Genomic DNA, 23,800 nt, shown 5'->3' on the forward strand with positions numbered 1-23,800 from the left:
CAGGGGTAGCGCTGCGTGAAGATCGGCCTGGTCAGTGACCGTTGATCGTGTCCGGGTCGTCGTCATCGTCGTCGATGTCATCCTCACCCCAGTTGCGCCGGGCGAACGGCAGGGCCACCCAGAACGTGAGGAACCAGATTCCGGCCAAGGAGCTGAGCACGAAGGCGATCGGCCGGTCCAGCACGAAGTCGGTGATCAGCAGCACCGCGCTGACCATCGCGATCAGCATGAAGGCGAGGCCGCCGGTGGCCATCCGGTGCGCGAAACGGACCAGCTCCGGTTTGCGCCCCTGCCGGAACAGCGCCCGGTGGAACGCCACCGGCGAGATGATCAGCGCGGTGGCGGCCGCCGCCGCGAGCAACGCCACGATGTAGACGTCCCGCTGAAACTCCGTGGTCCTGGTGAACCCGTTACTGAACGGCAGGGTGAGCAGGAAGGCGAAGAGGATCTGCACGCCGGTCTGGGCGACCCGCAACTCCTGCAGCAGGTCGGCGAAGTTGCGCTGCCAGCGCTGCTTCTCGGTCTCCTTGGACACGCGCTACCTCCGGTGAGACGCTACTGCCGGCGGTCCCGGCCGCCGGCAGCAACGCCAATGCCCCACCCGGCCGAGCGCGAAACAGGTTCACGACATCTGCCGTTCATTTCCGGGACGCAAGTCGGCCGCCAGAGGCGTCAGGACCCGCGTCGGATCCGGCCCGCGTACCGCGCTTCCAGCTCGTTGTTGTGCGCGTCGCCGTCCGGGATGTTCGCCGACAGGTAGACCGGGGGCCGCTCCCCCGCCGCCAACAACCGCGCCACCACCTCCACTGTCACCTGCTGCGCCAGCAGCGCCGCGGTGATCGAGGAGACCGCGCCGACCGCGCCGCCGCCGGGCAGGGGCAGCGTTGCGTCGCCGTACGGCGCGCCGTTGTCGAGCACCACGTCGGCGAGGTCGCTCAGCTTGCGGCCGGACGGGTGCCGGGAGGTCATCCGGCCGGAGTGCTGGGCCGAGGTGATCGCCACCAGCCCGTGACCGTGCTCCTTCACCAGCGTGGCGAACTCCACCATCGCGCCGTTGACCCCGGAGTTCGAGGCGAGCACGAAGACGTCGGTGGGGCGCACCGGGGCCAGCTCGTAGAGGCGGTGCGCGATGGCCGGGTCCCGTTCCAGCAGCGGGCCGAGACGTTCGGCCGGTTCGCCGCCGAGCAGAACCAGGTCGCGTAGCGCGATCCGGTTGGTCGGCACGAGACCGCCGGCCCGTCCGGCGATCTCCATGGCGAGGGCCTCCGAGTGCCCGGTGCCGAACGCGTGCACCACGCCGTCGGCCCGGACGGCCTCGGCGATCAGGTCGGCGGCCCGCCCCACCGCCTCCCGCTGACTGGCGGCCACCCGGCCGATCGTCTCGGTCACCACGGCCAGGTAGTCCTCGGCACTCACCGTCATACGTCCTCCGTCGTTCGATTGCGGGCCAGCCAACGAACCGCGAAGTCGACCGCCGCCCGCTGGCGCATCAACCTGCCGGTCCCGGTGCCGACCGGTGCGGTGCGTACCACCCCGGTGGCCTCCAGGTCCTCGCCCAACACGGCGAAGTCGTCCGCGTCGAGTCGTACGTCCTGCCACCACACCCATTCCCGGCCACCGTCGGCGGTACGCACGGCGGCACCGAGTCGCTCCCGGGGCGAGCCGGGGCAGCGGTACTCGGCCAGGTGCAGCGAGGTGCTCACCGAGCGGTCCACGCCGAGGAGCAACACGTCGGCGTCCAGGTCGTAGAGGCGCGCCAGCGGGGAGCCCTCGCCGAGCATGTCCGCCAGGGTGTGCCCTGCCACCACCTGTTCGGCGGCCGGCCCGAGCGCGGCGAACGACACGTGCGGATGCGAGCTGCGCAGGGCGCCGGGCCAGCCACGGACCGTCTCGGCGAGCGCACCCATGAACCGGCTCGGCGTGACCGCCGGGTCGAAGCCCGGCATCTCCGAGCGGATCAGCGGCCACCAGCCCGCTGGCACCGGCGGGTTGCGCCACTGCGCGGGGTCGCTGTTGTCGGGCGTGTGGGTGGGCACGACGATCGTGCCGTCCGGGCCGAGCGCGTCGCGCAGGGCGAGCACCATCGCGTGCGGGCCGCCGCTGACGAAGCCCAGGGGACGCAGCGCGGCGTGCACCAGCAGCGTCGAGCCGGGGCGTACGCCGAGCACGCGCAGCTGCGCGGCGACCGAGCGACGGCTGCCCGGCCCGCTGGCGTCCGTCGTCACGATGGCTTTTCCTCGCCGGCCCGCACGGTTCAGGCCGTTCCGCCGGCTCGGGCCAGGATCGCCTCGGCGAGCGGGGCCGGCGCGGCGTCCGGGATCCAGTGACTCACCCCGGGCAGCTGCACGAAGCGGTAGTCGCCGGTGACGTTCTCCGCGCACGCCTCGGCGGCGGTCCGGCCGATGGCGACGTCGCTGTCACTCCAGACGTACGTGGTGGGCACCGCGACCGGGCCGACGCCGGCCAGGTCGGCGCGGGACATCGCCCGATACCAGTTCAGCGCGGCCGTGAGCGCCCCCGGCTCCCGCATCGGGTCGGCGTACCGGTTCACCCGGGAGGTGTCGCCCACCCCGCCGAGCAGCTTGCGCAGCGCGGTGGCGTGCCACGCCAGCAGCACCTTCTCCGCCTTGTCCGGCTTGCGGAACAGCGCGATGTACGACGAGCGGGCCTTCTGTTGGGCGTCGGTGCTCAGGGCGTGCGCCATGGCCGCCGGATGCGGTACGGACACCGCGGTCAGCGTGCGCACCCGCTCGGGGTGCCGGGCGGCCACCGCCCAGGCCACGACAGCGCCCCAGTCGTGGCCGACCAGGTGGGCGGCGTCCAGCCCGAGCGCGTCGAGCACCGCCACCACGTCGGTGACGAGCTCGGGGATCCGGTAGTCGGCCACCGCCGTGGGCCGCGCCCCGGGTGAGTAACCGCGCTGGTCCAGCGCGTACGTGCGCAGCCCAGCGGCGTGCAGCGCCGGTACCACGTCGTCCCACTCGCCGCTGTGCTGCGGGAAGCCGTGCAGCAGCAGGACGGGTACGCCATCCGTCGGACCGCCGACGGTCACCTCGAACGTGAAGCCTCGCGCGTCAACCCGCATGATCGGAAGCGTACCCAGCCGGCGGCGGGTCGGCCGCTCCCGCAGGTCAGGCGGATGCCCTGCTGGGCCCGCGACCCCGGTCGGTGTTAGCGTCAGCGAGACAACTTCATATCCGACAGGGGAGCGCACAGCGCTGAGAGTGCGGGTACGCCCGCAGACCCTCGAACCTGATCTGGGTAATGCCAGCGCAGGGAGTTCGGTCGACCTCCAGCCGCGCCGCAGTCCGGTGCCACCGGACGCGGCGTGCGTCTTCTCCTGGTTCGCACTCACGAACTGGGAGCAACACATGACATCCACCACCGACACACACCGTTGGCGCACCATCGACATCGTGGTCGCCTCGGTGATCGCTGTCGCCTTCGGCGTCATCTTCTGGGCCTGGGGCCTGGTCTGGAGCGCCACCGAGGGCGCGTTCGCCTTCTTCCCGCCGGCGCAGACGCTGCTCTACGGCGTCTGGCTGATGCCGGCGGTGATCGGCGGGCTGGTCATCCGCAAGCCCGGCGCCGCGCTCTACTGCGAGACGGTGGCCGCGGTGCTGTCCGCGCTGCTGGGCAGCCAGTGGGCCGGCACGGTGATCCCGCAGGGCATCGTGCAGGGCATCGGCGCCGAGCTGGCCTTCGCCGCCTTCCGGTACCGGTCGTTCCGGCTGCCGACCGCTGTGTTCGCCGGTGCGCTGACCGGTCTCAGCGCCGCGTTGTTCGACTTCTTCGTCTGGAACGTCGACTACGCGCTGACCGACTACCGCATCCCGTACGCGCTGCTCACCATCGTCAGCGCCACCGTGATCGCCGGCGCCGGCGGCTGGCTGCTCACCAACGCCCTGGCCAACACCGGCGTCCTGGACCGCTTCCCCGCAGGCCGAAACCGAGCCCTGATCTAACCCCCACCCACTCGCGTCGATCATGAGGTTGACGGGCGGATGGATCTTCATAACCGCCGTCAACCTCATGATCGACCGTGCAGGGTTAGGCGGGGCGCGCGGTTGGGTGGGAGGGGGGTGGGTCGGTGGGCGGGGTTTTGCTGCGGGGGTTCGGGTGGCGGCACGCTGGGCGGCGCGCCTGGGCCGTTCGCGGGGTTGACCTGCGGGTTGAGGCTGGGGAGCGGGTTCTGCTTCTCGGACCGTCCGGGGCCGGTAAGAGCACACTGCTCAGCGCGCTGGCCGGGCTGCTCCCCGAGGACTCCGGCGAGCAGGAGGGCACCGTCGAGATCGACGGGCTCGACCCGCGCAAGGGGCGGGAACGGGTCGGCATCGTCTTCCAGGACCCGGAGACCCAACTGGTGATGGCGCGCTGCGGCGACGACGTCGCGTTCGGGCTGGAGAACCGGGGCGTGCCGGCCGACGAGATCTGGCCCCGGGTGGACGAGGCGCTGCACCGGGTCGGCTTCCCGTACCCCCGGGACCGCCACACGGCGGCGCTCTCCGGCGGCGAGCAGCAACGCCTCGCCCTGGCCGGCGCGCTGGCCCTGCGCCCCGCCCTGCTGCTGCTCGACGAGCCGACCGCCAACCTGGACCCGGCCGGGGCCGACCTGGTCCGGCGCGCGGTGGCAGGCGCACTGGACGCCGACACCACGCTGATCCTGGTCGAGCACCGGGTCGCCGAGGCGCTGCCGCTTGTCGACCGGGTGGTCGTCCTGGAACCGGGTGGCGGCGTCCGCGCGGACGGCACACCCGAGGCGGTCTTCGCCACCCACGGCGCCGCCCTGGCCGCCGAGGGCGTCTGGGTGCCCGGTCACCCCATCGCGCCCCGGGCGGCCACCGCCGGGCCCGGGGAGCTGTTGCTCACCGCCGACCGGCTCGGCCTGCCGCCCCGGCTGGGCTCCACCGACCTGGCGGTACGCGCCGGTGAGGCACTCGCCGTACGCGGACCCAACGGTGCCGGCAAGTCCACCCTGGCGTTGCTGCTCGGCGGCCTGCTCCGGCCGGGCAGAGGGCGGGTCACCGCGTCCGCCGAGTTGGCCGGCCGGGACCACCGCACTCCCCCGCACCGGTGGCGGGCCCCCGCGCTGGCCCGACGGATCGGGTCGGTCTTCCAGGATCCGGAGCACCAGTTCGTCACCAGCACGGTCTTCGACGAGTTGGCGCTCGGCCCACGCCGCACCGGTCAACCCGAGGCGGTCGTCAAGGAAACCGTGGCCGGGCTGCTGGAACGGCTGCGACTGGCCCGGCTCGCCGCCGCCAACCCGTACACCCTCTCCGGTGGCGAGGCGCGGCGGCTGAGCGTCGCGACGGCACTGGCCACCGCGCCACGCCTGTTGATCTGCGACGAACCCACCTTCGGCCAGGACCGGCGGACCTGGCGGGAGCTGGTCGACCTCTTCGCCGACCTGCGCGACGCCGGCCACGGCGTGGTCACCGTCACCCACGACGCGGACTTCGTGGCCGCGCTCGCCGACCGCACCGTCACCCTGCGACGCGCCCCGGACGACGGCCGATGATCAGTATCGAGCCGGTCGCCGCGCCGGACGCGCCGTTGGCCCGCCGCAACCCGGTGGCGAAGGTCGCCGCCGCACTGGTCTTCTCGTTCACCCTGCTGGCGACCCTGGACCCGGTGGCTCCGGCGATCGCCATCGCCCTCGAGCTGGCCGTCCTGCCGCTGTTCGGCATCCGCTACCGGGTGCTTGCCCGTCGGGCCTGGCCACTGCTGCTCAGTGCCGCCGGCATCCTGGTCACCCTGGTCCTGTTCGCGGCCGACCGGTCCGGCCGGGTCCTGCTCGACGCGGGGCCGGTGCTGGTGAGCACCGGAGTGCTGCTCACCGCGCTCGGCCTGGTGCTGCGGGTGTTCGCGGTGGCACTGCCCGGTGTGATCGTCTTCGCGACCACCGACCCCACCGACCTGGCCGACGCGTTGATCCAGAACGCGAAGGCGCCGGCCCGGTTCGCCATCGGGGCGCTGGCGGCGTTCCGGCTGGTGCCGCTGCTCGGTCAGGAGTGGCAGATGATCAGCATGGCTCGGCGCGCCCGGGGCGTCGACGCGGGACGCAATCCGGTGGCGAAACTGCGGCTCTTCGCCTCCACCGCGTTCGCGCTGCTGGTGGGGGCGATCCGTCGAGGCACCCGGTTGGCGGTGGCGATGGACGCGCGGGGCTTCGACGCCGGCACACCTCGTACCGTCGCCCGCCACCAGCACTTCACAGGCGCCGACGCGCTCCTCATCGCCGGGGCCGTCGTGCTGGCCGCAGCCGCCCTCACCACGAGCGTCGCCCTGGGCACCTTCCGCCCCCTGATCAGCTGAGTCCGCCCCGCCGGCCGCCCGCTGCCCGCCGCTCGCCTGCTGCCCGCCGCCGCCCGCCGCCCGCTGCCCGCCGCCCGCCGCAAAGATCCGCACAACATCAGGGATGTAGTGGCCTCGTTGGCGCCTGAGGCCACTACATCCCTGATGTTGCTGTCACCGCCTCGCGCCCACGCGCCGCCCTCGCCGATCTTGCGGTTTCTGTCGTTGATTCATCCCGTTATGCCGGTGATGCGGCGACAGAAAGTGCAAGATCGCGGGGCGGGGCGGGGCTGGGCTGGGCCCGGCCGGGTGGGTGGGGTGGCTCTGTCAGCTGCGGCGGAAGGCGTAGCGGCGGGCCTGGCCGGCTTGCTGACTGCGGCCGCCGCCGGAGCGGTTGCCGCCACCCTGCGGCGGGCCGGCCGTCGGTGCCGATGGTCGCGCTGTCGTCTTCGGCAGATCGTCCACCGTCGGCGCGTCGACCGCTGCCGGCACGTCGACCGGCAGCGCCACCTCGTCCAGGACGGCCGCTGGCAGTGCCGGCTCGGCGAGCACCGCCAGCAGCGCTGGCTCGGCCAGCGTTCCCGGTTCCACAAGCACCGCCGGCAGGGCCGGTTCGACAGCGAGGTCGAGGGCCGGAAGGGCGGGTGGGATCGGGCCGTGGCCGGCCGTCGGGTCGACGCCGAGCGGCGTCGCTCTCGGGGTACGGGTCTTCTTCGGGTTACGCCTGGCAGGCATCCGGGCCTCCTTCAATGCCGACCGGCACGGCCGGTCCCGCGCTGCGGCGGTCGGTCGGATCGGCTGGTGACCGTCGTTGCGCGACGGTCGAGTGGGGAAGGGACTGCTCACCGGGGGTCGGGCACTGCCAGCGCCGCCGAACGGCGGGGAGGGAATGCGGGACGCCCGGGAGCGCACGGACCGCGACGCGGGACGGCGGGCCGGCTCAAAAGTGGGGCGTCAGTTACGCATGTCCGTACCGTAGCCACCGCCCGACCGGCGCGCATCCGTTTTTACTGGCACGATCGGCACATGCTGATCGCGTTCTCGATCACCCCGCTCGGCGGTGACGACTCCGTGGGTGACCTGGTCGCCGAGGCGGTGCGGGTGGTCCGTGCGTCCGGCCTGCCCAACCGGACCGATGCCATGTTCACCACCGTCGAGGGTGAGTGGGACGAGGTGATGGCGGTGGTGAAGCAGGCAGTCGACGTGGTCGCCGCGCGGGCGCCCCGGGTGAGTGTGGTGCTCAAGGCCGACGTCCGGCCCGGGGTCACCGACGCGCTGACCGGGAAGATCGCCCGAATCGAAGCCCGTCTCGCCGAAGGCTGACGGGCGCGGCGCGGGATGACGACACGTTTCCCTGCGCGGCGCTCACCGACCATTGCCGACGGCCCGGGCCGCCAGCGGCAACGTCCACATCACGTGCAGTAACGGGACGCCCGTCACTGGTCCGTATCGGGTCACATCACGGTAAGTTTCCAAACGCTGATAGTGGTGTGACGAGAGGTGGCGGCACGAATGGCTGATCAGGCGAGGGCACAAATCGGTGTGACCGGGCTGGCGGTGATGGGTCGCAACGTGGCCCGCAACCTGGCCCGCAACGGCTTCACGGTGGCAGTGCACAACCGCTCGCCGGAGCGCACCCGCAGCCTGGTCGCCGAGCACGGCGACGAGGGCACGTTCGTGCCGGGCGAGACGATGGCCGACTTCGTGGCGTCACTGGAACGCCCCCGCGCGGTCATCGTCATGGTCAAGGCCGGCGCGCCCACCGACGCGGTGATCGACGAGTTGGTGCCGCTGCTCGACGAGGGCGACATCATCGTCGACTGTGGCAACGCCCACTTCGCCGACACCCGCCGCCGCGAGGAGGCGCTGCGGGCGCAGGGGCTGCACTTCAGTGGCACCGGCGTCTCCGGTGGCGAGGAGGGCGCGCTGCGCGGGCCGAGCATCATGCCGGGCGGTTCCGCCGAGTCGTACGCGAAGCTCGGGCCGATGTTCGAGAAGATCGCCGCCCAGGTGGACGGCGTGCCGTGCTGCATGCACGTCGGGCCCGACGGCGCCGGGCACTTCGTCAAGATGGTGCACAACGGCATCGAGTACGCCGACATGCAGCTCATCGCCGAGGCGTACGACCTGCTCCGGGCGGGCCTGGACGCGACGCCGGCCGAGATCGCGGAGATCTTCCGGGAGTGGAACAACGGCGAGCTGGAGTCGTTCCTCATCGAGATCACCGCCGACGTGCTCGCGCACACCGACGCGGCGACGGGCCGGTCGTTCGTGGACATCGTGCAGGACCGGGCCGAGCAGAAGGGCACCGGTCGGTGGACAGTGCAGAGCGCCCTGGACCTGGGCATTCCGATCACCGGGATCGCCGAGGCGACCTTCGCCCGCTCGCTCTCGGGGCACGTCGACCAGCGTGAGGCGGCCCGCCGGGCGTTCCCCGACGCGGGTGAGAAGTGGCAGGTCAGCGACCGGGACACGTTCGTCGAGGACGTCCGCCGGGCGCTGCTCGCCTCCAAGATCGTCGCGTACGCGCAGGGCTTCGACCACATCCGTGCGGGCAGCCAGGAATACAACTGGGACATCGACCTGGGTGGCACCGCGACGATCTGGCGGGGTGGCTGCATCATCCGGGCCCGCTTCCTCAACCGGATCCGTGAGGCGTACGACGAGCAGCCGGACCTGCCGACGCTGCTGGTGGCCCCGTACTTCGCGGAGGCGGTCAGCGCTGGCGTGCCGAGCTGGCGGCGGGTGGTGGCCGACGCGACCCGGGCCGGTGTGCCGACGCCCGCGTTCTCGTCGTCGCTGGCGTACTTCGACGCGTTGCGCGCGGAGCGGCTGCCCGCCGCGCTGATCCAGGGTCTGCGGGACAACTTCGGCGCGCACACCTACCAGCGGGTGGACCGCGAAGGTTCGTTCCACACCACCTGGGCCGCCGACCGCACCGAGTCCCCGGCGTAGCCGGGGCGGCGCCCTGCGCGCCACCGTGATCGTGCTCGATCCTTGATGTAGTGGTCTCCCCCGGTGGGGAGGCCACTACATCAATGTTCGGGCGAGATCATGGGGAGGGCCGCGCGGGGGACGGTCAGCCGACCGTGGCGTGCATTTCCCAGACCAGGATCTCGGCCGGTTCGTCGGCGGTGACCCGCCGGCCACCGGTCATGGTGAGCCGGGCGGCGTCGCCACTGCCGAGCGGGCCGCTGCCCTCCAGGGTCACCGTGCCGTCGGGCACGTACACGTGCACGTAGGGCGCGTCGGGGATGGTGACCTCGTCGCCGGGGGCGAGACGGGCGGCGTGCAGGGTCGCGTACCGGTTGCGGATCCGGATCGCGGACGCGCCGTCGTAGCGGTCCATCCCGGAGGCGATCGGCACCAGGCCCCCGCGGAGCAGCTCGTCCTCGATCTCCAACTGCTCGTAACCGGGGTCGACGCCCTGCTCGTCGGGGAGCACCCACATCTGCACGAAGTGCACCGGGTCGCTGTGCGGCTCCTGGTTGTTGAGCCGCCAGGCGTCGTTCTTCTCCGAGTGCAGGATGCCGGTGCCGGCGCTCATCCGTTGGGCCAGACCCGGGTAGATCACCCCGGAGTGCCCGGTGGAGTCCTGGTGCACCAGGGAACCGCGCAGCACCCAGGTCACGATCTCCATGTCCTGGTGCGGGTGGGTCTCGAAGCCGGCCCCCGGTCGGACCACGTCGTCGTTGTTGACCAGCAGCAGGCCGTGGTGGGTGTTCGCCGGGTCGTAGTGCCGGGAGAACGAGAAGGAGTGCTTGGAGTCCAGCCAGGAGATCCGGGTGGCGAAGCGATCGTCGGCACGACGGATGTCGACAGCGGGCGCGGGTGCGGTCACCAGGCACGCTGCCCGGAATCGGGGATGGACGGCGCCCAGGTCAGGGCCGGCTCACCGGTGGCCAGTTCGGCGATCTCACCGGTCCGCAGCTGAGGTGTGTGGCCGAACTCGGCGCAGTGCTGCTCGGCGATCTCGGCGCAGATCTCGGCCACCTGCTCGCAGATCGGGTCGCCCAGATCGGCGGCGTTCAACGCCATGATCATCTTGAATCGGAGATCCCGCATTCCCACCCCAACCGCCGTCGTCCCACCACCTCCGGACCCTACCCGCCGCCCGTGCGCGGGACGCCGAAACGACCGCAACCACCCACGCCAACCACACGCCTACCCCGCCGACCGAACGCCCACCCGCCGGGCCGAGTCGATCATGGAGTTGTGGTGGTGAGCATAAACCGCAAAAGCGGCTGATCCGGCCACCACAACTCCATGATCGACCCGGGCGGGGCGGGGTGGGGCGGGGCGGGGCGGGTGGGGGTGGGGTGGGGTGGGGGCGGGTGGGGATGCGACGGCGCCGCCCGCACGGGGTGCGGACGGCGCCGGGGACAGTTGGGGATCGGTCAGAAGAAGCGGCGGCGCTTGGCCTTCTGCGGACGGATCAGGTCCGCACCCTTGGTCAGCAACCGGGTCGCCCCGGAGGGACCACGGCGGGCCTCCAGGGTGTGGCTGAGCCGGCGGGCACCGGCCGCGGCCAGCGGCACCGCGACAGCCATCACCGCCCACTGGGCAATGCGCTTCTGGATCATGTGGGTTCACCTCCGTCAGTGGCTTCTGACGTCTCTGATACCCAGAGTGACGTGCCGGTAAGCACATCGGCTCAGATAGCCGGGGCGACCGGGTTGGGCAGCGCGCCGCCGAAGCGTCGGTCCCGCTGGGCGTACAACTCGCACGCGTACCAGAGGTGGCGGCGGTCGAAGTCGGGCCAGAGCGTGTCCAGGAAGACCAGCTCGGCGTACGCGGTCTGCCAGAGCAGGAAGTTGGAGATCCGTTCCTCACCGGAGGGGCGCAGGAACAGGTCCACCTCCGGGATCTCCGGGTGGTAGAGGTACTTCGCCACGGTCTTCTCGGTGACCTTCGCCGGATCCAGCCGGCCGGCCGCCACGTCCCGCGCGATCGCGGCGGCGGCGTCACCGATCTCGGCCTGCCCGCCGTAGTTGACGCAGAACTGCAGGGTCAGCGTCGAGTTGTCGCGGGACATCTCCTCGGCGGTCTGCAACTCGGTGATGACGCTCTTCCACAGCCGGCCGGGCCGGCCCGACCACACCACCCGTACGCCGAGGTCGACCAGCTGGTCACGGCGACGACGGATCACGTCCCGGTTGAACCCCATCAGGAACCGGACCTCGTCGGGCGAACGCCGCCAGTTCTCGGTGGAGAACGCGTACGCCGACAGGTACGGGATGCCCATCTCGATGGCGCCCTCGATGGTGTCGAAGAGGCTGTGCTCCCCCGCCTCGTGCCCCTTGGTGCGCGGCAACCCGCGGTCCTTCGCCCAGCGGCCGTTGCCGTCCATCACCACCGCCACGTGCTTCGGCACCGCCTCGCTGGGCAGCGCCGGGGGTCGGGCCCCGGACGGGTGTGGCACCGGCGGGGTCGGCTCGCGCCGGCCGGCCTTCTTCGATCGGATCACTCGGTCACTCCCTGCTCGCGCCGTCCGCCCCGGCCTCGACGTCGCCACGTGGCCGGAGCACCACGGCCCCGGTGCCTTCCGGCGGAGGGGCCGTGCCGGCCGCCGAGGAACCCCGGTCGACCAGCGGCAGCGAGCGTAGCGCGCGCTCCAGGTGCCACTGCAGGTGAGCTGCGACCAGCCCACTGCACTCCCGACGTACGGCGGCGTCGGTGGCGTCGGCGATCACCCAGTCGCCGGTGGTCAGCGCGGACATCAGATCGATGGTGGCCGGCGCGGGATGGGCCGCCCCGGGTGGCCGACAATCCGGGCAGACCGCGCCACCGGCCGGCACGGAGAACGCCCGGTGCCGCCCGGGCGTGCCACAGACCGCGCAGGCGACCAGCGCCGGCGCCCAACCGGCCAGGGACATCCCGCGCAGCAGGTACGCGTCGAGCACCAGGGTGGTGGCGTGCTCGCCCCGGGACAGCGCCTTCAGCGCGCCGATGGTGAGCTGGAACAGCCGCAGCGACGGCTCCCGCTCCACCGGGGTCAGCCGCTCGGCGGTCTCGGCGATCGCGCTGGCCGCCGTGTAGCGCGGGTAGTCGCCCAGGAACCGTTTGCCGTACAGGTCGATGCCCTCGACCTGGCTGACGGTGTGCAGTGAGCTGCCGTGGTTGCCCTTCGGGTCACCGGCGAGTTGGAGGTCGACGTGGCCGAACGGCTCCAGCCGGGCGCCGAACTTGCTGGTGGTGCGGCGGATCCCTCGAGCCACCGCGCGCAGCCGGCCGTGCCGGCGGGTGAGCAGGGTGATGATCCGGTCGGACTCGCCGAGTTTCTGCACACGCAGGACCACCGCGTCGTCGCGGTAGAGCTGTCGGCGATACCCGGCCATCGGGCCATTCTCCCTCGGGGTGCGAAATCAGGGTTGGTTCGGGGTGCAGACGCGGATGAACCCCGATGCGGCCGACTCGTGCCCGGCCGTAGCGTGCTGGTCATGGCACTGCAGCTGACCACCACCCCGCGCCGTCGTCGCGTCGCCGCTCCCGTCGCACTCGGGCTCGTCACCACCCTCATCGTGCTCTCCGGGTGCGACAACCTGTCGTTCCGCCGGCTCGACTACGACAACACCGAGGCGGTCCGGATCACCACGGTCCGGCTTTCCGGGGGCTCGGGCGACGTGGTGCTCCGCGGCACCGGCCCGGCATCCGAGGTACGGATCAAGCGGGTGGTGCGCTACCAGGGCGGCGAACCGGACAACGCCCGGTACGAGATCAAGGGCAGCGAGTTGGTGCTGGACACCGACTGCGGCTCGCGGTGCAGCATCTCCTACGAGGTGACGGTGCCGGAGGGTGTGGCGGTGCAGGGCGAGACCAGTTCCGGCAACGTCGAGCTGAGCCGGGTCGGCGCCGTCGAGCTACAGGTGAGCTCGGGCGACGTGCGGATCTCCGGTGCGTCGGGCGCGGTCGGGGTGGAGGCCCGTTCCGGCAACATCGAGGTGAGCGAGGCCGCCGCGGCGGTACGGCTGCGCGCCTCGTCCGGAGACATCACCGCACGCCGGCTGGGCGGCACTGTCGACGCCGAGGCCAGCTCGGGCAATGTCAACGTCGAGCTGGACAAGCCGGCCTCGGCCCGCGTCCACGCCTCCAGCGGTGACGTCACGCTCGTGGTGCCGGCGGGCGCCTACCGGGTCCGGTCCAACGCCGACTCCGGCGACGAGACCATCACCGTCGCCGACAACCCGGCGGCGTCCCTGGTGCTCGACGGTTCGGCCAACAGCGGCAACCTCACGATCAGCGAGCGTTGATCTCGACGCTGGCCCCGGCCGTCCGCGGCGCCGGCACCACCGCTCGTCCGACGGTCGGTCCGGCACCGTCCGCCGCGTCGGCACACGGCCGGACCGCAGCGTCGGCACACGGCCGAACGGCCGCGTCGGCGGACTGCGCCGGGCCACCGGGGATCAGCTCCGGGCGGCGACGGGCGGCGACGTCCTCGACCCAGCCGACGGCCAGGGTGACCAGCCCGACCAGGGCGAAGACCAGCAGCACCCGGATGGCCAGGCCCATCGGGTCCTGGTGGGACCAGCCCACCACGTCGACAAGCGGAGTGAGCGCCACCACGAACGGCATGTGCCAGAGGTAGACGGTGAGCGCCCGCCGGTTGAGCACCGTCACCGCCCGTTCGGCCAGTCGGCTCCGGCTCAGCCAGGCCACCCCGGCCGGCGCCCGGCCCAGCACGATCAGGATGAACGCGGCCGACCAGAGGGCGTCGCCCAGCGGGTTGTCGTTCAGGTCGTACCCGCGCGGGCCGGGATGTCCGGCGATCCAGGCGCCGCCGCCGATGGCGAGAACGAGCGCCACCGGGTACAGCAGCCGGCCGGGAAGTCGGCGCAGCATCCCGGCGTGGTGGGCGAAGCCGAGCATCCAGGCGCCGAAGTAGAGCCCGAACTCGCGCAACACCGGCGGCGCCGGGTAGATCCCCACCTCGATCGCCACCAGCAGGAGGTACGGGGCGAGCAGGGTCGGCAGCGGAGCCCGCCGGAACAGCCAGAACGCGACCGGCGAGGCGAACACGAACCACAGGTAGTCGCGCAGGTACCAGATGACGCTCAGCGCCAGCGCACCCCAGTGGTTGGCCGGCGGGTCGGCGACCGGGAACAGCCACAGCAGCACCCGAGGACTCACCGTCAGCCCGGTGAACAGCATGGCCGGCACGAAGACCACCGCCAGCACCCACAGCGACGGCAGCAGCCGGCGCAGCCGACGCCCGACCGCCGCCGGCCCGGAGCGGGTCAGCGACGCGGCCATCAGCGAACCCGCCAGCGCGAACATCACCGACATCGCAGGGAAGACGAGGGTGAGGGTCGCCCATCCGGTGACGTGGTAGACCACTACTCGAACGATGGCCAGGGAACGGAGGAGGTCGAGGTACCTGTTGCGCATCAGCCTGCATCTGGGTCGGGGACGCCGGGCACAACTTCCCTACCCTGCGTCGCGCACGCACCAAACGACAGCGACCTCAACCGAAGGTGAACATCCTCCGCCGCCCGACCGAGGGCCGATCATGCCGCCGGTCGGGCGCCGCCAACGAGGTGGGTCAGAAGCCCAGCTTGCGTAGCTGCCTCGGGTCGCGCTGCCAATCCTTCGCGACGCGCACGTGCAGGTCGAGGTAGACCCGACCGCCGAGCAGTTCCTCGATCTGCTTGCGGGCGTTGGTGCCGACCTCCTTGAGCCGACTCGCCTTGTGCCCGAGCACGATGGCCTTCTGGCTGGGCCGCTCCACGTACAGGTCGGCGTAGATCTTCATGACCTGACCCTCGGGGATCATCTCCTCCACCACCACGGCGATGGAGTGCGGCAGCTCGTCCCGGACCCCCTCCAGGGCGGCCTCCCGGATCAGCTCGGCGACCAGCACCTGCTCGGGATCATCGGTGAGCATGTCGTCCGGGTAGAGCTGCGGCGACGGCGGCAGGTACTTGGTCATCACGTCGACGAGGGTGTCCACCTGGTGCCCGGACACCGCGCTCACCGGCACGATCTCGGCGAACTCCCCCATCTGGCTGACCGCGAGCAGCTGCTCCGCCAGGCGACGCTTGTCCACCAGGTCGGTCTTGGTGACCACCGCCAGCACTGTCGCCTTCAACTCGGCCAGCTCGCCGGTGATGAACCGGTCACCGCGCCCGACCGGCTCGTCGGCCGGGATGCACAGGCCGATCACGTCGACCTCGGTCCAGGTGGACCGGACCAGGTCGTTGAGACGCTCGCCGAGCAGCGTACGGGGGCGGTGCAGGCCCGGCGTGTCGACGAGGACCAGCTGCGACTCCGGGCGGTGCAGCACCGCCCGGATGACGTGCCGGGTGGTCTGCGGCTTGTTCGAGGTGATGGCGATCTTGGTGCCGACGATGGCGTTGGTCAGCGTCGACTTGCCGGCGTTGGGGCGACCGACGAAACAGCCGAACCCGGCCCGGTACGGTCGCGCCTCCGGATCCTGCACCGGGCTCACTCGGTCACCGTGCCGAGGACAGTGCCGTCCGGAGCGGCCACGTGGACCGGTGCGTCCGCCGCGAGGTCGCGTACCGCAGCGTGCCCGGCACCGTCCAGCGTCGACGCCTCGGTCACCACCACCGCCGCCTCCAGCCGACTCGCCCCGGCGGCCACTGCCGAAGCGACAGCCAACTGCAACGCGGTGAGCGTCAGCGACGGCAGCGCGACACTGGCCGCCGCGTACGTCCGGCCGTCCTGGTCACGAACCGCGGCGCCCTCCACGGCGCCGACCCGCGCGCGGGCTCCCCGGGCCAGGACGACGAGCTTGCCGTCCTCGGCGCTCAGCGCACCCGACGCGGTGAAGGTGGGCCGGGCGGCAGGCGCGGCGGGTGTGTCAGGCATCGGCGGGTTGCCTCTCGTCGTCTCGGTAGTTGTCAGTGTCGTCCCCGGGGCCGGCGTGCTCGCCACGCCCCGCGCTGTCCTGCTCGTCTCCCGGCTCCACCCGGCTGACCAGCACCGTGTCGATCCGGTTGCGTCGGCCGGTGGTGCCCTCGGCGACCAGGCGAAGACCGGCGACCTCGGCCTCGGCACCCGGGATCGGCACCCGCCCCAGCGACTGGGCGAGCAGACCGCCGACCGTCTCCACCTCGTCGGTGGGCAGGTCGGTGTCGAACATCTCGCCGAGATTCTCCACCGGCAGGCGAGCGGTCACCCGCACCGAGGAGTCCGCCAGACGTTCGACGGGCGGGCGCTCGACATCGTACTCGTCGGTGATTTCACCGACGATCTCCTCCAGGATGTCCTCGATGGTGACCAGACCGCCGGTGCCGCCGTACTCGTCGACCACGATGACCAGGTGGTTGCGGGCCGCCTGCATCTCGGACAGCAGGTCGTCGACCGGCTTGGACTCCGGTACGAAGGTCGCCGGACGCATCAGCTCGGCCACCGGCAACTGCTCTGCCCTCGGGTCCCCGCCGCGGGAGCGCCGGATCAGGTCCTTGAGGTAGAGCACGCCCAGCACGTCGTCGACGCTCTCGCCGATCACCGGAATGCGGGAGAAACCGGAGCGCAGGAAGAGCGCCAGCGCCTGCGCGAGGGTCTTGCCCTCCTCGATCCACACCATCTCGGTACGCGGCACCATCACCTCGCGGGCGATGGTGTCACCGAGCGCGAAGACGGAGTGGATCATCTGGCGCTCGCCGTGCTCGACCACGCCGCGCTGCTCGGCCAGGTCGACCAGCTCCCGCAGCTCCACCTGGGTGGCGAACGGGCCCTCCCGGAAGCCGCGCCCCGGGGTGACCGCGTTGCCGATCAGGATCAGCAACGACGCGAGCGGGTTGAGTGCCCGGCCCAGCCAGCGGACCAGCGGCGCCACCGCACGACCCACGGCGTAGGCGTGCTGCCGGCCGATGGTGCGCGGGGCGACGCCCACCACCACGAAGCTGACCACTGTCATCGCGCCGGCGGTCACCAGCGCGGCCCGCCAGCCTGCGCCGAAGCTGTCCACCGCCACGAGCGCCACCAGCGTGGTGGCGGTCAGCTCGGCGAGCAGCCGCAACAGCAGGAGCAGGTTGAGGTGCCGGACGACGTCGCCGGCGACGACCTGGAGGGTACGGGCGCCGCGCACGCCGTCGCGGGCCAGCTCGGCGGCGCGGGCCGGTGAGACCGCGGCGAGGGCAGCCTCGGTCATCGCGATCAGGCCGGCCAACACCACCAGGCCCGCCGCGAAGACGATCAGCTGGAAGTCGGGGAGGCCGGCGGTGGCGCCGGCCGCGAGTAACGGAGGAGTGGACATCACTGGGTGCGGGTCGACCGCCAGCTCGCCAGCAGTCGAGCCTGGAGTGCGAACATCTCCCGCTCCTCCTCCGGCTCGGCGTGGTCGTAGCCGAGCAGGTGCAGCACCCCGTGCACGGTGAGCAGGTGCAGCTCGTCGGCGGGTGCGTGCCCGGCGGTCGCCGCCTGCTTGGCCGCCACCTCCGGGCAGAGCACGATGTCGCCGAGGAGGGCGGGCTCGCCGCCGGCCGGTGCGGACTCACCCGGGCCGTGGTCGACGCTGCCCTCGTCCATGGGGAAGGCGAGCACGTCGGTCGGGCCGTCGCCACCCATCCAGCGGTGGTTCAGCTCGGTCATGTAGTCGATGTCGACCAGCAGCACTGACAGCTCGGCGAGGGGGTTGACCCCCATCTCGTCGAGGGCGTGCCGGGCGACGGCGAGCACGGCGTCGGTGTCGACGTCGACACCGGACTCGTTGGCGATCTCGATGGACAACTGCTTTCCTCTGCTTTAGCGGCGGCGGCCGGCCCGGCCGCCCTGGGCGGGTCGCCCAGGCACGGCGTGAACGCCCTGCGCCTGCTGGTTCTCCCGCTCGGCGTCCCAGCGGGCGTACGCGTCGACGATCTCCCCGACCAGCTGGTGACGGACCACGTCGGAGCTGGACAACTGGGAGAAGTGCACGTCATCGACGTTTTCCAGGATCTCCCGAACCACCCGCAGGCCGCTGCTCGTCCCGCCGGGAAGGTCCACCTGGGTGATGTCACCGGTGACGACGATCTTGGAGTTGAAGCCGAGTCGGGTGAGGAACATCTTCATCTGCTCGGGCGTCGTGTTCTGCGCCTCGTCCAGGATGATGAACGCGTCGTTGAGCGTCCGACCCCGCATGTAGGCGAGGGGGGCGACCTCGATCGTGCCGGCGGCCATCAGCTTCGGGATCGTCTCCGGGTCGAGCATGTCGTGCAGCGCGTCGTAGAGCGGACGCAGGTACGGGTCGATCTTCTCGTTGAGCGTGCCGGGCAGGAAGCCCAGTCGCTCGCCCGCCTCGACAGCCGGCCGGGTGAGGATGATCCGGTTGACCTGCTTGGCCTGCAACGCCTGGACGGCCTTCGCCATCGCCAGGTAGGTCTTTCCGGTGCCGGCCGGGCCGATGCCGAAGACGATGGTGTGGGTGTCGATCGCGTCGACGTACTTCTTCTGCCCGAGCGTCTTGGGGCGGATGGTGCGCCCGCGCCGGGAGAGGATGTTGAGGGTCAGGACCTCGGCGGGCCGCTCGGCGCTGCCCTGCTCGAGCATGCCGACGGTACGCCGGACGGCGTCAGTGGTCAGGGTCTCGCCTTTCTCGATGAGTTCGAGTAGCTCGCTGAAGACCCGCTCGGCGAGAGCGTTGTCCGCGGGGTCACCGGTGATGGTGATCTCGTTGCCGCGAACGTGCACGTCACTGTTGACCGAGCGTTCGACGAGTCTGAGGATCTCGTCGCCTGCGCCGAGCAGATTGACCATGATCTTCGGGTCGGGCACGGTGATCCTGGTCTGCACCCGGGGCGGGCCGGGAGGTGGGGTGCCGGTCATAGGTTGGGCCGAAGGGCCCTGCGCACCTGCTCTCGATCTCGGCGCCGGCCTGCTGGCCTGGCGTGCGGACGTTACACCCATCGTATCCGTTCAACGCGGGCCGCATCGCGCCCATTTCCGCTGGCCGCGATCAACTCCCGGCCCGGAAGTCGTACCTGTCGAAGGTCTCCTGGTGGCGGGTGAACCGGTACGTCGCCCAGTGCATCCGGACCACCGCGCCGGCCTCGTCCCGGGTCAGTCGCAGCAGCTCACCGGCCTCCCGACCGGAGACCACGCGGAACACGTCCGGCTTGTCCTCCAGCGGGGTGAAGATCGCCGGTGGGCGTCCGGCCGGGTCACCGACCCCCCGCGCCCGCAGGGTGCCGTCGTGCCAGGAGAAGACGTACTCGGAGCCCTCGCCCCACCAGCGGCCGAGCGCACCCCGCAGGGCCGCCGGCGCGGGTGCGCCGGGCCGCCACGGCTCGATCTCGGCCGGGTCGTGCTCGACAGCCGCGGCGAGCAGCCGGTGCGACAGGTCGAACAGTTCGCTCGCCGTGCCGGACGAGCCGAGCACGGCGGCGCCCATCGCGCCGGCCGTGCCGTCGCCGCCTCGGCGGCCGTACACCCCGGCGAGGAAACCGGGCATGGCCCCGTCGTGCCCCACGTGCATCACCCGTTCCCCCTGCGGGATCAGGATCAGCCCGAGCCCGAAGCCCGCGCCCCAGAGCGTCTCGTCGGTGGTGGTCAGCGGCCAGCGCATCTCGTCCAGGGTGGCCGGGGCGAGGACCGCGCCGGCCGGGTCCAGCGCCGCCGGGTCGGCCAGGAACGCCGCCCAGCGGGCCATGTCGGTCGCGGTGCTCCAGAGCTGGGCGGCCGGACCGACCGCGCCGAAGTCGGTCGGCGGTTCCGGGTGCGCCTCGTCGGAGTACGCGTCCACCAGGAACCCGGTGGCCGCCGTCGGCCGTGGGGTCACAGTGGTGTCGGTCAGCCCCAACGGCGTCAGGATCCGCTCGGTGAGCGCCTGCGCCCAGCTTCCGCCCCGGAGCCGGGCGACGAGTTGGCCGAGCACGGCCAGGCCCAGGTTGGAGTAGTGGAACCGACGGCCGGTCGGCAGCACCCGCTCGGCCCGGTCCAGCTCGGCGACCAGTTGGTCGTCGTCCGGCGCGCGCAGGCTGTCCCAGACATCGCCGAACGGCTCGCGTTGCAGGCCACCGGTGTGCGACAGCAACCGGCGTACGGTCAGGTCGCCGTGCGCCGGGAGGTCCAGGTGCCGGCCCACCGGGTCGTCCAGGTCCAGCAGCCCGTCGTCGCGGCACTGGAGGACCAGCACCGCGGTGAACGTCTTGGTGACCGAGCCGATCCGGAACTGGGTGCCCGGCCCCAGCGGGCTGTCGGTGCCGGTCTCGCCGACGGTGCAGCTCCAGAGCGGCCGGTCGGCCCGGTGCAGCGCCGCCGACACCGCCGGCACCCGGGCCTCGGCCTGCACCCGCCGCACCAACCGGTCCAGGTGCTCATTGCCGCGACCGTCCTCGCTGCGCTCGCTCACGCCAGGTTCCGGGCGAGCATCGGGCCGAGCGGCGCACCACCGAGCAGGTGCGCGTGCGCGTGGAAGACCTCCTGCCCGCCGTACGCGCCGGTGTTGAACATCAGCCGGAAACCATCGCCGAGCAGACCCTCGTCCTCGGCCACGGCGGCGGACGTCGCCAGCACGTCGGCGGCCAGCGCCGGGTCGCCCTGGGCCAGCGTGGCGACGTCGGCGTAGTGCTCCTTCGGAATGACCAGGACGTGCACCGGCGCCTTCGGGTCGATGTCACGGAAGGCGAGGGTGGTGTCGGTCTCCCGGACCACTGTGGCCGGGATCTCCCCGGCGACGATGCGGCAGAACAGGCAGTCGGATCCCATCGGGGCAGTGTAAGGACTAACGGCCCGGTGGCGCTCCGGCGCAGCATGCGCCGCCGGCCCGTTCGCAGCCGAAGGTAGGGCTGAGGCAGGATGGCCGGCATGACGGATCGGGCGGTACTCGTGACCGGGGCCTCGCGCGGGATCGGCCGCGCGGTGGCGAAGGCGTTCGCGGCCGGCGGCGACCGGGTGGCCATCCACCACCGCGACTCCGCCGACGCGGCCGAGGAGCTACGCGCGCAGCTGCCCGGCGACGGGCACGTGGTGGTCCGCGCCGACCTCACCGATCCGGACGCGGTCCGGGTCATGGTGGACCGGGCCGCCGAGCTGCTCGGCGGGCTGGACGTGCTGGTCAACAACGCCGGGACGTACGGCGACCGCGACGACCCGCACCCGATCTTCGGCGCCTCGTACGAGGAGTGGCAGCAGCGCTGGCGGCAGGTGCTGGAGACGAACCTGACCGGAGCCGGCAACGTCACCTGGTGCGCCGCCCAGCACATGCGCGAACGCGGCGGGCGGATCGTCAACGTCTCGTCCCGGGGCGCGTTCCGGGGCGAGCCGGAGCAGCCGGCGTACGGCGCCAGCAAGGCGGGGTTGAACGCGCTGGGCCAGTCCCTCGCCGTGGCGCTCGCGCCGTACGGCATCGCGGTGGCCACCGTCGCGCCGGGCTTCGTGGCGACCGACATGGTCACCGAGTACCTGCGCGGTGAGGAGGGCGCGGCCATCCGCGCGCAGAGCCCGTTCGACCGGGTGGGCAAACCGGAGGAGATCGCCGCCGCCGTGCACTGGCTGGCCTCGCCGCAGGCCGAGTGGGCCTCCGGCACGATCGTCGACCTCAACGGGGCCTCCTACCTGCGCAGCTGAGGCCAGCTCCGACAAGATCTTGGAAAGAAAGCGCCACTGGAGTGGCGGTTTCCTTCCAAGATCTCGGTGAAGAAGATCGGTAACCGGCGCGGGGCGGGCTGGACTACCAGCGGCCGAGGCGGGTGGCGAGCACGCTGAGGGCCGCCACCCCGGCGGTGGAGGTGCGCAGCACTGCCGGCCCGAGGCGTACGGGTCGCCCGCCGGCCTCCCGGAACGCGCTCAGCTCGGCCGGCGCGATGCCACCCTCCGGGCCGACCACCAGGACGATCTCGCCGGCGGTCGGCAGTTCGGCCGTGGTGAGCCGCTCCTCGGCCTCCTCGTGCAGCACGAACCCGGCGGCGGCACCGGCGATCCGACGGGCCACAGTGGCGGTGGACTCGTCCGGCGCGCCGGCCACCACCGGCAGCCACGGCCGGCGGGCCTGCTTGGCCGCCTCCCGGGCAGTGGCCACCCACTTCTCCCGGGCGCGTACGCCCCGGTCACCGCGCCACTGGGTCACCGAGCGCGATGCCGCCCAGGGCACGATCTCGTCCACCCCGACCTCGGTCATCGCCTGCACGGCGAGCTCGCCCCGGTCGCCCTTGGCGATGCCCTGCACGGTCACCAGACGGGGTACGGGCGCGTCCGCGTACCCCCGGGAGGTGATGGTGACGTCCAGGTTGCCCCGGCCGACGGCCGTGACCACGGCGGCGGCCGTGCCACCCCGGCCGTCGGCGAGCAGCAGTTCCTCGCCGACGCGCAGTCGCTGCACCGTGGCGGCGTGGTGCCCCTCGGGGCCGTCCAGGGTCAGCGCGTCGCCGGTGGGCAGCGCCTCGACCAGGAACAGCGGCGCGGACACTCAGGCGTGCCCGTTGAACGCGTCGCGCATCCGGGAGAAGAAGCCGCCCTGCTTGGACAGCTCGGCGACCTCCTCACCACGGGTCTTGGCGAAGTCGCGCAGCATCTTCTCCTGGTCCGGGTCGAGCTTGGTCGGCGTCCGCACGTCCAGGTGCACGTAGAGGTCGCCTCGGCCGGTGCCGCGCAGGTGCGGCACGCCCCGGGCGCGCAGTCGCAGCGTGCTGGCCGGCTGGGTGCCGGCCTTGACGTCGACGGTCTCCTCGCTGTCCAGCGTCTTGATGGTCAGCCGGGTGCCCAACGCCGCCGCGGTCATCGGCACTGTGACCCGGCAGTGCAGGTCGTCGCCCTTGCGGGAGTACACGTCGTGCGGGCGCTCGTGGATCTCCACGTAGAGGTCACCGGCGGTGCCGCCACCGGGGCCCACCTCGCCCTGCTGGGCCAGCCGGATCCGCATGCCGTCCTCGACACCGGCCGGGATCTTGACCGTCAGCGAGCGGCGGGTCCGCACCCGGCCGTCGCCGGCGCAGGTGGGGCAGGGGTGCGGGATGGTGGTGCCGTAGCCCTGGCACACAGTGCACGGCCGGGCGGAGACCACCTGGCCGAGGAAGGTGCGCTGCACCGACTGCACCTCGCCCCGCCCGCCGCACGCCTCGCAGGTCGCCAGGTGCGTGCCGGCCGCCGTGCCAGCGCCCGAGCAGGTGGTGCAGAGCACAGCGGTGTCGACCGTGATCGGGGCCTCGACGCCGAACGCCGTCTCGTGCAGGTCGAGTTCGAGTCGCAGGATCGCGTCGGCGCCCGGTCGGGTACGCGGCCGTGGGCCACGGGCGCCACCGCCAGCACCGCCGAAGAACGCGTCCATGATGTCCTGGAAACCGACGAACGGGCCGGCGCCTCCGGGGCCGCCCGGGCCGCCGGCACCGCCACCACCAGGGGCGAGCGGGTCGCCACCCAGGTCGACGATCTGCCGCTTCCGGTCGTCCGAGAGGACCTCGTACGCGGCGTTGATGTCCTTGAACTTCTCCTGAGCCTCCGGGTCCGGATTGACGTCCGGGTGGAACTGGCGGGCCAGCTTGCGGTAGGCGCGCTTGATCTCGTCATCGGAGGCTTCCCGGCTCACACCGAGAATGCCGTAGTAGTCCCTGGCCACTGCGTTCCG

General features: G+C 72.1%; 27 protein-coding genes and 1 riboswitch. Of the genes, 7 read left to right on the forward strand and 20 right to left on the reverse strand.

Features of this window, described 5'->3' with window-relative positions; genetic code table 11:
- Positions 1-31: 31 nt before the first annotated feature.
- The 4 genes from IW249_RS02115 to IW249_RS02130 all read right to left on the reverse strand — a co-directional run bounded on the left by IW249_RS02115 (position 32) and on the right by IW249_RS02130 (position 3,085).
- Positions 32-535 carry a DUF6328 family protein gene (locus IW249_RS02115; RefSeq protein ID WP_196919257.1) on the reverse strand — a complete coding sequence of 168 codons (504 nt, stop codon included), beginning with the start codon at positions 533-535 and terminating at the stop codon, positions 32-34.
- 137 nt (positions 536-672) lie between these two features.
- A complete protein-coding gene (locus IW249_RS02120; RefSeq protein ID WP_196919258.1) occupies positions 673-1,422 on the reverse strand; it encodes a sugar isomerase domain-containing protein in 750 nt (249 codons plus the stop codon).
- On the reverse strand, positions 1,419-2,225 hold the full coding sequence (locus IW249_RS02125; protein WP_196919259.1) for an AAC(3) family N-acetyltransferase: 807 nt from the start codon (positions 2,223-2,225) through the stop codon (positions 1,419-1,421). The genes IW249_RS02120 and IW249_RS02125 overlap by 4 nt, the downstream gene beginning before the upstream one ends.
- A 29-nt stretch (positions 2,226-2,254) precedes the next feature.
- Positions 2,255-3,085, reverse strand: coding sequence for an alpha/beta fold hydrolase (locus IW249_RS02130; RefSeq protein WP_196919260.1), 831 nt, complete (start codon positions 3,083-3,085; stop codon positions 2,255-2,257).
- A gap of 107 nt (positions 3,086-3,192) precedes the next feature.
- A riboswitch (TPP riboswitch) is annotated at positions 3,193-3,297 on the forward strand.
- Positions 3,298-3,371: 74 nt separating this feature from the next.
- On the opposite strand from IW249_RS02130, the gene IW249_RS02135 reads away from it, so the two are divergent.
- The 3 genes from IW249_RS02135 (at position 3,372) to IW249_RS02145 (ending at position 6,318) form a co-directional block, all read left to right on the forward strand.
- Complete coding sequence (locus IW249_RS02135) at positions 3,372-3,965, forward strand: ECF transporter S component (protein WP_196919261.1); 594 nt, start codon at positions 3,372-3,374, stop codon at positions 3,963-3,965.
- 125 nt (positions 3,966-4,090) lie between these two features.
- On the forward strand, positions 4,091-5,521 hold the full coding sequence (locus tag IW249_RS02140) for an ABC transporter ATP-binding protein (RefSeq protein ID WP_196919262.1): 1,431 nt from the start codon (positions 4,091-4,093) through the stop codon (positions 5,519-5,521).
- Positions 5,518-6,318, forward strand: coding sequence for an energy-coupling factor transporter transmembrane component T family protein (locus tag IW249_RS02145; RefSeq protein WP_196919263.1), 801 nt, complete (start codon positions 5,518-5,520; stop codon positions 6,316-6,318). Before IW249_RS02140 ends, IW249_RS02145 begins: the two co-directional genes overlap by 4 nt.
- Positions 6,319-6,624: 306 nt before the next feature.
- Here IW249_RS02145 and IW249_RS02150 read toward each other — a convergent pair whose 3' ends face one another.
- Positions 6,625-7,032, reverse strand: coding sequence for a hypothetical protein (locus tag IW249_RS02150; protein ID WP_196919264.1), 408 nt, complete (start codon positions 7,030-7,032; stop codon positions 6,625-6,627).
- A gap of 291 nt (positions 7,033-7,323) precedes the next feature.
- Between IW249_RS02150 and IW249_RS02155 the strand changes: the two genes are divergently transcribed.
- A complete protein-coding gene (locus tag IW249_RS02155; protein WP_196919265.1) occupies positions 7,324-7,620 on the forward strand; it encodes a thiamine-binding protein in 297 nt (98 codons plus the stop codon).
- Between the two features lie 189 nt (positions 7,621-7,809).
- Entirely contained in the window at positions 7,810-9,252 is a 1,443-nt protein-coding gene (gnd, locus tag IW249_RS02160; RefSeq protein WP_196919266.1) for an NADP-dependent phosphogluconate dehydrogenase, read from the forward strand.
- A gap of 124 nt (positions 9,253-9,376) precedes the next feature.
- Here gnd and IW249_RS02165 read toward each other — a convergent pair whose 3' ends face one another.
- The 5 genes from IW249_RS02165 to recO form a co-directional block, all read right to left on the reverse strand.
- The gene (locus IW249_RS02165; protein ID WP_196919267.1) at positions 9,377-10,138 is read right to left on the reverse strand and encodes a pirin family protein; all 762 of its coding nucleotides are present in this window, start codon (positions 10,136-10,138) and stop codon (positions 9,377-9,379) included.
- Positions 10,135-10,362: a thioredoxin reductase gene (locus IW249_RS02170; RefSeq protein ID WP_231392379.1), complete on the reverse strand. Its 228-nt coding sequence runs from the start codon at positions 10,360-10,362 to the stop codon at positions 10,135-10,137. The genes IW249_RS02165 and IW249_RS02170 overlap by 4 nt, the downstream gene beginning before the upstream one ends.
- 332 nt (positions 10,363-10,694) lie before the next feature.
- Entirely contained in the window at positions 10,695-10,880 is a 186-nt protein-coding gene (locus IW249_RS02175; RefSeq protein WP_030491795.1) for a hypothetical protein, read from the reverse strand.
- A 71-nt stretch (positions 10,881-10,951) separates the two neighbouring features.
- Positions 10,952-11,764, reverse strand: coding sequence for an isoprenyl transferase (locus IW249_RS02180; protein ID WP_196919268.1), 813 nt, complete (start codon positions 11,762-11,764; stop codon positions 10,952-10,954).
- A 4-nt stretch (positions 11,765-11,768) separates the two neighbouring features.
- Complete coding sequence (gene recO / locus IW249_RS02185; protein WP_196919269.1) at positions 11,769-12,635, reverse strand: DNA repair protein RecO; 867 nt, start codon at positions 12,633-12,635, stop codon at positions 11,769-11,771.
- Between the two features lie 102 nt (positions 12,636-12,737).
- Between recO and IW249_RS02190 the strand changes: the two genes are divergently transcribed.
- Positions 12,738-13,547, forward strand: coding sequence for a DUF4097 family beta strand repeat-containing protein (locus IW249_RS02190; RefSeq protein WP_196919270.1), 810 nt, complete (start codon positions 12,738-12,740; stop codon positions 13,545-13,547).
- Here the strand turns inward: IW249_RS02190 and IW249_RS02195 are convergent.
- The 8 genes from IW249_RS02195 to IW249_RS02230 all read right to left on the reverse strand — a co-directional run bounded on the left by IW249_RS02195 (position 13,534) and on the right by IW249_RS02230 (position 20,946).
- Positions 13,534-14,682, reverse strand: coding sequence for an acyltransferase family protein (locus IW249_RS02195; protein WP_196919271.1), 1,149 nt, complete (start codon positions 14,680-14,682; stop codon positions 13,534-13,536). The genes IW249_RS02190 and IW249_RS02195 overlap by 14 nt on opposite strands.
- 154 nt (positions 14,683-14,836) lie before the next feature.
- Complete coding sequence (gene era, locus IW249_RS02200; RefSeq protein WP_372433024.1) at positions 14,837-15,733, reverse strand: GTPase Era; 897 nt, start codon at positions 15,731-15,733, stop codon at positions 14,837-14,839.
- A 5-nt stretch (positions 15,734-15,738) separates the two neighbouring features.
- Positions 15,739-16,125 carry a cytidine deaminase-like protein gene (locus tag IW249_RS02205; protein WP_196919273.1) on the reverse strand — a complete coding sequence of 129 codons (387 nt, stop codon included), beginning with the start codon at positions 16,123-16,125 and terminating at the stop codon, positions 15,739-15,741.
- Positions 16,118-17,542, reverse strand: a complete 1,425-nt coding sequence (locus IW249_RS02210; protein WP_112677216.1) for a hemolysin family protein — start codon at positions 17,540-17,542, stop codon at positions 16,118-16,120. The genes IW249_RS02205 and IW249_RS02210 overlap by 8 nt, the downstream gene beginning before the upstream one ends.
- The gene (gene ybeY, locus IW249_RS02215; protein ID WP_030491788.1) at positions 17,518-17,991 is read right to left on the reverse strand and encodes an rRNA maturation RNase YbeY; all 474 of its coding nucleotides are present in this window, start codon (positions 17,989-17,991) and stop codon (positions 17,518-17,520) included. Before ybeY ends, IW249_RS02210 begins: the two co-directional genes overlap by 25 nt.
- Before the next feature lie 15 nt (positions 17,992-18,006).
- The gene (locus tag IW249_RS02220; RefSeq protein WP_124774519.1) at positions 18,007-19,065 is read right to left on the reverse strand and encodes a PhoH family protein; all 1,059 of its coding nucleotides are present in this window, start codon (positions 19,063-19,065) and stop codon (positions 18,007-18,009) included.
- Between the two features lie 130 nt (positions 19,066-19,195).
- Positions 19,196-20,590 carry a serine hydrolase domain-containing protein gene (locus tag IW249_RS02225; protein ID WP_196919274.1) on the reverse strand — a complete coding sequence of 465 codons (1,395 nt, stop codon included), beginning with the start codon at positions 20,588-20,590 and terminating at the stop codon, positions 19,196-19,198.
- Entirely contained in the window at positions 20,587-20,946 is a 360-nt protein-coding gene (locus IW249_RS02230; protein ID WP_196919275.1) for a histidine triad nucleotide-binding protein, read from the reverse strand. Before IW249_RS02230 ends, IW249_RS02225 begins: the two co-directional genes overlap by 4 nt.
- A 99-nt stretch (positions 20,947-21,045) precedes the next feature.
- On the opposite strand from IW249_RS02230, the gene IW249_RS02235 reads away from it, so the two are divergent.
- A complete protein-coding gene (locus IW249_RS02235) occupies positions 21,046-21,807 on the forward strand; it encodes an SDR family NAD(P)-dependent oxidoreductase (protein WP_196919276.1) in 762 nt (253 codons plus the stop codon).
- Between the two features lie 103 nt (positions 21,808-21,910).
- Here the strand turns inward: IW249_RS02235 and IW249_RS02240 are convergent, their stop codons facing one another.
- Together IW249_RS02240 and dnaJ are read right to left on the reverse strand one after the other, a co-directional pair.
- The gene (locus tag IW249_RS02240) at positions 21,911-22,645 is read right to left on the reverse strand and encodes a 16S rRNA (uracil(1498)-N(3))-methyltransferase (RefSeq protein ID WP_196919277.1); all 735 of its coding nucleotides are present in this window, start codon (positions 22,643-22,645) and stop codon (positions 21,911-21,913) included.
- A complete protein-coding gene (gene dnaJ, locus IW249_RS02245; protein WP_181518639.1) occupies positions 22,646-23,791 on the reverse strand; it encodes a molecular chaperone DnaJ in 1,146 nt (381 codons plus the stop codon).
- Between the last annotated feature and the right edge of the window lie 9 nt (positions 23,792-23,800).

The sequence above is a fragment of the Micromonospora vinacea genome, assembly GCF_015751785.1.
Taxonomy (GTDB): Bacteria; Actinomycetota; Actinomycetes; order Mycobacteriales; family Micromonosporaceae; genus Micromonospora; species Micromonospora vinacea.

What these genes read in the sequence shown, in the direction of transcription:
- IW249_RS02120 (WP_196919258.1), bottom strand. Translation starts at nt 1,422, where the DNA reads ATGACGGTGAGTGCCGAGGACTACCTGGCCGTGGTGACCGAGACGATC.
- IW249_RS02130 (WP_196919260.1), bottom strand. Translation starts at nt 3,085, where the DNA reads ATGCGGGTTGACGCGCGAGGCTTCACGTTCGAGGTGACCGTCGGCGGT.
- IW249_RS02135 (WP_196919261.1), top strand. Translation starts at nt 3,372, where the DNA reads ATGACATCCACCACCGACACACACCGTTGGCGCACCATCGACATCGTG.
- IW249_RS02145 (WP_196919263.1), top strand. Translation starts at nt 5,518, where the DNA reads ATGATCAGTATCGAGCCGGTCGCCGCGCCGGACGCGCCGTTGGCCCGC.
- IW249_RS02150 (WP_196919264.1), bottom strand. Translation starts at nt 7,032, where the DNA reads ATGCCTGCCAGGCGTAACCCGAAGAAGACCCGTACCCCGAGAGCGACG.
- IW249_RS02155 (WP_196919265.1), top strand. Translation starts at nt 7,324, where the DNA reads ATGCTGATCGCGTTCTCGATCACCCCGCTCGGCGGTGACGACTCCGTG.
- gnd (WP_196919266.1), top strand. Translation starts at nt 7,810, where the DNA reads ATGGCTGATCAGGCGAGGGCACAAATCGGTGTGACCGGGCTGGCGGTG.
- IW249_RS02170 (WP_231392379.1), bottom strand. Translation starts at nt 10,362, where the DNA reads ATGCGGGATCTCCGATTCAAGATGATCATGGCGTTGAACGCCGCCGAT.
- IW249_RS02175 (WP_030491795.1), bottom strand. Translation starts at nt 10,880, where the DNA reads ATGATCCAGAAGCGCATTGCCCAGTGGGCGGTGATGGCTGTCGCGGTG.
- recO (WP_196919269.1), bottom strand. Translation starts at nt 12,635, where the DNA reads ATGGCCGGGTATCGCCGACAGCTCTACCGCGACGACGCGGTGGTCCTG.
- IW249_RS02190 (WP_196919270.1), top strand. Translation starts at nt 12,738, where the DNA reads ATGGCACTGCAGCTGACCACCACCCCGCGCCGTCGTCGCGTCGCCGCT.
- IW249_RS02195 (WP_196919271.1), bottom strand. Translation starts at nt 14,682, where the DNA reads ATGCGCAACAGGTACCTCGACCTCCTCCGTTCCCTGGCCATCGTTCGA.
- IW249_RS02205 (WP_196919273.1), bottom strand. Translation starts at nt 16,125, where the DNA reads ATGCCTGACACACCCGCCGCGCCTGCCGCCCGGCCCACCTTCACCGCG.
- IW249_RS02220 (WP_124774519.1), bottom strand. Translation starts at nt 19,065, where the DNA reads ATGACCGGCACCCCACCTCCCGGCCCGCCCCGGGTGCAGACCAGGATC.
- IW249_RS02230 (WP_196919275.1), bottom strand. Translation starts at nt 20,946, where the DNA reads ATGGGATCCGACTGCCTGTTCTGCCGCATCGTCGCCGGGGAGATCCCG.
- IW249_RS02235 (WP_196919276.1), top strand. Translation starts at nt 21,046, where the DNA reads ATGACGGATCGGGCGGTACTCGTGACCGGGGCCTCGCGCGGGATCGGC.